This is a genomic window from Synechocystis sp. LEGE 06083 (genome assembly GCF_015207725.1).
In the GTDB taxonomy this organism is placed as follows: domain Bacteria; phylum Cyanobacteriota; class Cyanobacteriia; order Cyanobacteriales; family Microcystaceae; genus Synechocystis; species Synechocystis salina.
Map to the genome: position 1 here is coordinate 1 of NZ_JADEWJ010000201.1, position 7,188 is coordinate 7,188.

Sequence of the window (7,188 nt, forward strand, 5' to 3'; positions counted from 1 at the left end):
TACTCTCCAGATTTTAACCCTATTGAACATCTTTGGTGGGAACTCAAAGCTTTCATTCGGCGATTTAGACCTAAAGATAAAGAATCTGTTGAAAAGTTAGCAGAAATTGGTGTTATGCTGAATTCTGCTACAACTAGACAGAACTATTTTACTCATTGTTGTTACTGTGCCAGTTAGATGCGGAATCCGCCGTAGAAGATATATTATTAAATTTTTTACAATTAAAATCGGACTAGATTACTCACGGCAAGAACAGATAATCTCTAGTAAGGCAAGTGAAAAAATAAAAATAAGGAGTAAGGAAGACACAACCTTTGCGAAAGGACTAATAGATGTGGATGTTGAATATGTTGATTTTGAAGAACTCGGTGAAATTATTTATCAACAAAAGACAGCATTTAATCGAATTGATGATATTTTCAATAAAATTGAATTATCTAGCGATCTAAGTGAACTTAAAAAGGAAATTCAAGGAAATTACTCAAAGTATTTCAAGGATCATTTTGAGCAAAAAGATTTTAAGGCATTGTGGGAGAAGTGTGCAAAAATCAGAAATAAAGTTGCACATAACTATATCATTACCGAAGAGGATTTAGAAAACGCAAAAAGTAGTGTTGAAAATTTAGAAAAAATAATCACAAATGCTGACAAAAAAATTAATGAAGCTGTATTCAGCATTGTGGAAAAAGAGGCATTGATAAAACCTTCAATACAGCCACTAGAGACCAGAAATGAAACTGAGTTAGTTAAAAGGACCGACAACCAAGAATATGAAGATAGAATATCTTCAAGTTATCAAAATTCTAAAGCCATTAATGAGGATGAGTTAATTAAAGAATTACAGCAAGAGCAAAATAATCTGTCAAAGATACCGTATGATAATCCATTTATTGGACTCAAAAAATTTATCACAAAGACATTGGCAGATAAAGGCTTTGATGTTCACTCATCTTACATAATGATTAACATCCTAGACGATAAGGGAATGGTCGAGATATATGATCATGATAATCCTTATGGAGACTATCCCACTAAAGCGATTAAGTTGCTTGACAGTTAGACTTTCTCAAAATCTCGCAATGAATCAAATTGGCTGCGATAAAATACTTATAGAAACAAACTAAACGCAACTGCCGGAGGGGTGGAATGAATTTTTCGACGATTGAAATTTTAGATACCTTACTCATTCAAAAAGTCACTATCACCGACGAGGTGCTCAGTGTTGATTTGTCTGATGGGCGTTCTATTTCCGTCTCTTTACTCTGGTATTCACGACTGTTGCATGGCTCCCAGGAAGAGTGTCAGGATTATCGCTTGATTGCTGGAGGAATGGACATACACTGGAATCAACTTGAAGTAGTGTTAAAAAATTTGGTTCTGGGCCAATCGTCTGGGGAAAGTCGGCGATCATTAAAGCGTTGGTTAGGCGATCGCCTCCTTGGAAGCTCGAATTGCTGAACATAGAGAAAAAATTAGCTTAGAATCAAAAAGAGAATCTCCAGATCAAACTCTGATTTATCATTGGCAAAAGGAGATTAAGGCTTTCGAGAAGGGAATCCAGCAAGCATTGAAAAGATTGGGGAAAAATTAATGCCAATTATTGACCAAGAAATTCAGTCCCAGACTTCAACTCTAGATAGGTTAATGATCGAGTTACGAGATGATTGTCAAAATGTTGTTGCTTTGGTTAATCAGTTACTAACTTCTGAGTTAGCTGAACAGCAAAAGGGAGATGTATTAGCGGAAATATTGGTCGCCGCAATCCATTTGCAATCCCACTGTGATGAGGATTTACAAAATCTTATTTCTAAAAAGCTTGAAAATTTACAAGAAAACAATTAATTCAAATAGTTATGAATTTTAACTCTGACTCAGAAGTTTCACACCAGGGATCTCAACCAAATAGCTTATTCTTATTATCACTAGAAGATTTTGAGGATTTGCAGGATTTAAGACGAGCAAAACAAGAGCAGGAAGGAGAGCCGACCTATACTTTAGAGGAAGTGAAAGCAATGCTTGATGATTCATCGCCATGATCCACTCCATGTTCATGTTGAGCGTGATCAATAACTAGCTAAGTTCTGGCTAGATCCGATTCGCATCCAGAGCAATAGAGGATTTAGTTGTGTTGAAATTAGCCGTATTCAAAATCTTGTAGAAGCAAATCAAACACAACTTTTGGCAGGTTGGAATGAATTCTTCGACTTTAGATACCTTACTCATCCAAAAAGTCACTATCACCGACGAAGCTCTCAGCGTTGATTTGTTTGATGGGCGTTCTATTTCGGTCTCTTTAGTCTGGTATTCACGGCTGTTGCATGGCTCCCAGGAAGATCGTCAAGATTATCGCTTGATTGCTGGAGCGATAGGCATATACTGGACTCAGCTTGAGGAAGTTATTAGTGTTAAAAATTTAGTTTTGGGTCAACCCTCTGGAGACAGTCAACGATCATTAAAGCGTTGGTTAGGCGATCACTTTTTATCAAGAAGTTAAGTAGTGATCGCATTTTGATAAAATTTGGAAAGGGCGATCGCTTATAATAAAAATATTGATTCAAAATAGAAGGAGGCAAATGCCAGCAAAAGACCTCTATCACGAAGCTGTTAAAAATGCCTTAATTAAAGACGGCTGGACAATTACGGCTGATCCCTATCCTATTGAATATGAAGACGCTGAATTGTATCCAGACCTGGCGATCGAGAAATTTATTTCCGAAGAACAAAGACAACGTAAAATTATCATTGAAATTAAAAGCTTTCTTGGCCCTTCAATGATGAAAGACTTTGAAATGGCTTTGGGACAATATATTTTTTATCGTGATCTCATTCAATTAGGGCAAGATGAATATCAAGAAATCTATCTGGCTATCAAAGATGAAATTTATAAGACTTTTTTCCAACGAAGATCTATCCAAGCCGTTATTAAACGACACCAATGAGATTTATTAGTTGTCAACATCGAAAAAGAGGAGGTTGTCCAATGGATAAACTAACCAACTATCGCCAAATTATTCAAAATATCTTAACCAAGCTAGACAAAATTGCGAATAACTCATCCAAAAAAAAATTAGAAACTTGCTTGATTTTTGATGAAAAACATGATCATTATCTATGGATGTCTATTGGCTGGGTAAATAAAAAGAAAATCAATAATACTCAGATACATATTCGTATCAAAAATGAAAGAGTTTATATTGAACAGGATTGGACAGAAATAGGAGTTACCTCTGAATTATTAGAAGCAGGGATTCCAAAAGAAGATATTGTTTTAGCATTTCATGATCCTGAAAGTCGTCAATTAACCGAGTTTGCTGTCGCTTAGTGACAGGCGATCGCCGTTTCGGTGAGTTTGAGAATGGCGATCGCCGTAATTGGCTTTCATATTTATGTATTGGATTGATTGCTCCAGAGATATAGTTACCGATCGCCAGTTGCATTAGCCAAAGCAAGCGGGAACTTTCATAATGAGGCAATGGCAATCTTCAGCGCAAGGACATTATGGGTTTACTCGTCAACGGTATCTGGCAGGATCAGTGGTACGACACCGAAAGTACAGGGGGGCGATTTGTGCGGCAAGACTCCCAATTTCGCCATTGGATTACCCCCAATGGATCGCCTGGTCCCTCAGGTAATGCTGGGTTCAAAGCCGAAGCAGGGCGCTATCACCTTTATGTTTCCCTGGCCTGTCCTTGGGCGCACCGTACCCTGATTTTTCGTAAATTGAAGGGATTGGAGGGAATGATCGACGTTTCCGTTGTCCATTGGTTAATGCGAGAAAAGGGCTGGACCTTTGCCCCTGGCCCTGGGGTAGTGCCCGATCCGTTATTTAAGGCGGAATATCTTTACCAAATCTATACCCAGGCAAATGCCCAATATAGTGGTCGGGTGACAGTACCTATCCTGTGGGATAAAGAGACTCAGACCATTGTTAATAACGAATCGTCGGAAATTATCAGAATTTTTAACAGCGCCTTTGATGGGTTGGGGGCAAAGCCTGGGGATTATTATCCCGAAGCTCTCCGTGCCGAAATTGATGCCCTCAATGACCGGATTTATCACACCATTAACAATGGCGTTTATAAATGTGGGTTTGCCACGACCCAAACGGCCTATGAAGAGGCGATCGCCCCATTATTTGAGAGTTTAGATTGGTTAGAGGGGATTTTACAAGATCATCGATATTTAACCGGCGAACAAATTACCGAAGCGGATTGGCGTTTGTTTACCACCTTGATTCGTTTTGATGCGGTCTATGTGGGACATTTCAAATGTAATTTGCGGCGGATTCAGGACTATCCCAACCTGCGGCTCTATCTACGGGACTTATACCAACAACCTGGCATTGCTGAAACGGTCAATTTTCAACACATCAAGGGCCATTACTACGAAAGTCATTTAACTATCAACCCCACGGGAATTGTACCAATGGGGCCAGCGTTGGACCTATTGATCTCCTAAACATTGCCCGCGCCCCCAGACCAACCTTACTTTACTTAATATTTTATTCCCAACATCCTCACCGTTATGGGTATCTAGTATGCCCTTCTGGCATTAGTTGTAAAATCGGAGCCCCAACCACAGCGAGAATAGCCATTTGATCATCAATCAAAAATCATTACCATGGAAGTTTTACGGCAAGGGAGAGCTCTCCTTGTTAATTGTCATAGATATTGCTGACATTGCTGGGGCTGGGATTGGCGAAAAAGTTGCTATAGTGAATCTGATTAAAACGCCCTTTGCTGCTGTTTCAGCTTTTGAACAATGCGCATCCTAGCCCTTGTCCCCGGTGGAATCTCTGAACAAATTCTGTTTTTCCCGACCCTTGCCACCCTCAAGGCGCAATATCCCCAGGCGACGATTGACGTGATTGTGGAACCTAGAGCTAAGTCGGCCTACAGGGTATGTGCTCAGGTTAATGAGGTGCTGGCCTTCGATTATCGGGACCGCAACGGCCTAGCGGACTTTTTAAATCTGTTGGGCATTATTCGTGACCGGGAATACGAAGCGGTGGTGACGGTGGCCAGGCAATGGACAATTAAATTGCTTCTCTGGCTGAATGGCATTCCCCAACGGGTGGGTTACCAGGGTAGTGCGAGTTTCTTTTTGTCAGCGACAGTTTCTTTTAAACCGGATCAATATGTTCCTTTCCTTTTCCATGATCTAACTCAAGGCTTTGGTATCAATCGGCCCTGTCCTCCGTTGCAGATTACTCTGCCCAAGGCGGACATTGAGTGGATGGAGGCAACCCAGAAAAAGTTAGACCTGGGAAATGGGGGTTATGTAGTGCTCAATGGCGGGGCCATACGTCAACCGGACACGGGGGATTTTCCTTATCCCATTGCCCAGTGGCATGAAATCATCGAAGACATTAAACAAAAACAACCGGGATTAAAAATTGTGCTGATCCCTCCAGCGGAGGATACGGGCTGGGTGCAGGCCATGCAGGATCACAATCCGGGGGCAATCGCCATACGTCCAGGGGATGTGGGTAAAATGGCGGCCCTCCTGGCGGGGGCTAACTTGGTGGTTTGCACGGAAGGAATTCCCATGCATTTGGCGATCGCCGTGGGGACCTACACCGTTGCCATTCTGGGGAAAACTCCCGCCGCCCGTATTATTCCCCCGGATCAAGAAAAATTTATTGGTTTACAGGTGCCCAGTGGCAAAGAAGCGGATGTAAAACCGGCTTTAGTGTTAAAGAAAATTTGGCGCTAAATAACTATTTTAGAAAGTATCAATGGCGATGGTTGCCTCTTCCACTGATAGGATAGGGGCAAACTTTTTCTGTCCATTATCTGCTCTGGATGGTGGCTTTTCTTAGTCTTTGCTTAACCTTAGGAGAAACTTATTTATGACTAGCATTATGTTGAGTACCGTGAAAAATTATGGAAAAACACTGGAAAAAACCTACAAGGCCGGGGAAGTAATTTTCCGGGAAGGGGCGGTGGAACTATCTATGTTTGGCATACTGGAAGGGCAAGTGGAAATGACTCTGAATGGCCAGTTAATTGAAACCATTGAAGCGGGGGGGATTTTTGGCATAGGGGCCATTGTCCACGGTGATCACCAAAGAACTTCTACGGCGATCGCCAAAACCGATTGCGTGTTGGTGGCCATGGACCGGGAGCGCTTTCTCTTTGTGGTACAGGAAACCCCCATGTTTGCCATAGAAGTGATCCAAAGCTATTCAGACCGCTACCGCAACCTCAAAAAGGTGTATGAAGCGGCGATCGCCGAATAAAAAAACTCACTTGAGCTTAAATTCAAGCCAGAGGACGGAGTGGGGCCATGGCCTGGGCAACTTCCGGCCAGAATACAGCCAGTGATAGGCTAGAGAAATAAATATCCAGCCGTTCTGCGGGGCGGAGTTCCCCCATTATTCCTCTGATGTCCCACTCTGATTTGCCTTTGGCCAAGGCTGTGCCCTTAGATAAAATTCGCTACAACGACCAGGGATTGGTGCCGGCGATCGCCCAGGACTATTTGGACGGCACGGTGTTGATGTTGGCTTGGATGAACCAAGAAGCCCTGGCTAAAACCCTGGCCACGGGGCAGGTGTGGTATTGGAGCCGTTCCCGCCAAGAACTATGGCATAAGGGAGCCACCTCTGGTCATTTCCAAAAACTTTTGGGTATCCGCTACGACTGTGACAGTGATGCCTTATTGCTGACCATTGAGCAAAAAGGTGACATTGCTTGCCATACCGGGGAACGGAGTTGCTTCCACCAACTGGACGGGCATAAATCCGCTCCACCAGCGGATATGTTGACGGAATTGGCCCGGGTGATTGGTGATCGCCGGGATCATCCCACCCCTGAATCCTACACCTGCAAATTGTTGGCGGGGGGAGATAATAAAATCCTGAAAAAAATCGGTGAAGAAAGTGCGGAAGTGGTTATGGCCTGCAAGGATGACGATCCGGAAGCCATCGCCGGGGAAGTAGCGGATTTGTTCTATCACACCCTAGTGGCCCTGGCCCATCACAACGTCGATCTGCGGACCGTTTATCGCAAACTTGGCGATCGTCGCCAGTAACGGTGCCCAGCTTAGGTCACCCCAAAAAGCCGTGGTACCATGAAAAAACGTAGGGAGAACCCCGGCTTTTCCCGTAATTTCCTTGCCTCAAAATTTCTCAGTTTTTAGCAACTAATATGTCCACCGTTGACCATGCCCCCCAGACTTCAGAAG

The 7,188-nt window shown here is 42.8% G+C and carries 13 protein-coding genes; all 13 read left to right on the forward strand.

Annotation, left to right across the window (positions count from 1 at the left end):
• The first annotated feature begins 166 nt into the window (after positions 1–166).
• The 13 genes from IQ219_RS14220 to hisIE all read left to right on the forward strand — a co-directional run bounded on the left by IQ219_RS14220 (position 167) and on the right by hisIE (position 7,035).
• Complete coding sequence (locus tag IQ219_RS14220; RefSeq protein WP_194073042.1) at positions 167–1,060, forward strand: Swt1 family HEPN domain-containing protein; 894 nt, start codon at positions 167–169, stop codon at positions 1,058–1,060.
• Between the two features lie 86 nt (positions 1,061–1,146).
• Positions 1,147–1,458 carry a DUF2442 domain-containing protein gene (locus IQ219_RS14225; RefSeq protein ID WP_194073043.1) on the forward strand — a complete coding sequence of 104 codons (312 nt, stop codon included), beginning with the start codon at positions 1,147–1,149 and terminating at the stop codon, positions 1,456–1,458.
• 132 nt (positions 1,459–1,590) lie between these two features.
• Positions 1,591–1,842: a hypothetical protein gene (locus IQ219_RS14230; protein ID WP_194073044.1), complete on the forward strand. Its 252-nt coding sequence runs from the start codon at positions 1,591–1,593 to the stop codon at positions 1,840–1,842.
• Between the two features lie 11 nt (positions 1,843–1,853).
• Positions 1,854–2,036: a hypothetical protein gene (locus tag IQ219_RS14235; RefSeq protein WP_194073045.1), complete on the forward strand. Its 183-nt coding sequence runs from the start codon at positions 1,854–1,856 to the stop codon at positions 2,034–2,036.
• A gap of 64 nt (positions 2,037–2,100) precedes the next feature.
• The gene (locus IQ219_RS20570) at positions 2,101–2,262 is read left to right on the forward strand and encodes a hypothetical protein (RefSeq protein ID WP_368667611.1); all 162 of its coding nucleotides are present in this window, start codon (positions 2,101–2,103) and stop codon (positions 2,260–2,262) included.
• Positions 2,192–2,494 (forward strand): DUF2442 domain-containing protein, encoded by a 303-nt coding sequence (locus IQ219_RS14245; protein WP_194073046.1) that lies wholly within the window; start codon positions 2,192–2,194, stop codon positions 2,492–2,494. The genes IQ219_RS20570 and IQ219_RS14245 overlap by 71 nt, the downstream gene beginning before the upstream one ends.
• A gap of 79 nt (positions 2,495–2,573) precedes the next feature.
• Entirely contained in the window at positions 2,574–2,939 is a 366-nt protein-coding gene (locus IQ219_RS14250) for a XisH family protein (protein WP_194073047.1), read from the forward strand.
• 41 nt (positions 2,940–2,980) lie between these two features.
• Entirely contained in the window at positions 2,981–3,322 is a 342-nt protein-coding gene (locus IQ219_RS14255; RefSeq protein WP_194021100.1) for a XisI protein, read from the forward strand.
• Between the two features lie 176 nt (positions 3,323–3,498).
• On the forward strand, positions 3,499–4,458 hold the full coding sequence (locus IQ219_RS14260; protein WP_194073048.1) for a glutathione S-transferase family protein: 960 nt from the start codon (positions 3,499–3,501) through the stop codon (positions 4,456–4,458).
• Between the two features lie 136 nt (positions 4,459–4,594).
• A complete protein-coding gene (locus IQ219_RS14265; protein WP_190598449.1) occupies positions 4,595–4,774 on the forward strand; it encodes a hypothetical protein in 180 nt (59 codons plus the stop codon).
• Positions 4,762–5,715 (forward strand): glycosyltransferase family 9 protein, encoded by a 954-nt coding sequence (locus tag IQ219_RS14270; protein ID WP_194073049.1) that lies wholly within the window; start codon positions 4,762–4,764, stop codon positions 5,713–5,715. The genes IQ219_RS14265 and IQ219_RS14270 overlap by 13 nt, the downstream gene beginning before the upstream one ends.
• 136 nt (positions 5,716–5,851) lie before the next feature.
• Positions 5,852–6,241, forward strand: a complete 390-nt coding sequence (locus tag IQ219_RS14275; RefSeq protein ID WP_228017119.1) for a cyclic nucleotide-binding domain-containing protein — start codon at positions 5,852–5,854, stop codon at positions 6,239–6,241.
• Between the two features lie 146 nt (positions 6,242–6,387).
• Positions 6,388–7,035, forward strand: coding sequence for a bifunctional phosphoribosyl-AMP cyclohydrolase/phosphoribosyl-ATP diphosphatase HisIE (gene hisIE, locus IQ219_RS14280; RefSeq protein ID WP_190598447.1), 648 nt, complete (start codon positions 6,388–6,390; stop codon positions 7,033–7,035).
• Positions 7,036–7,188 lie beyond the last annotated feature (153 nt).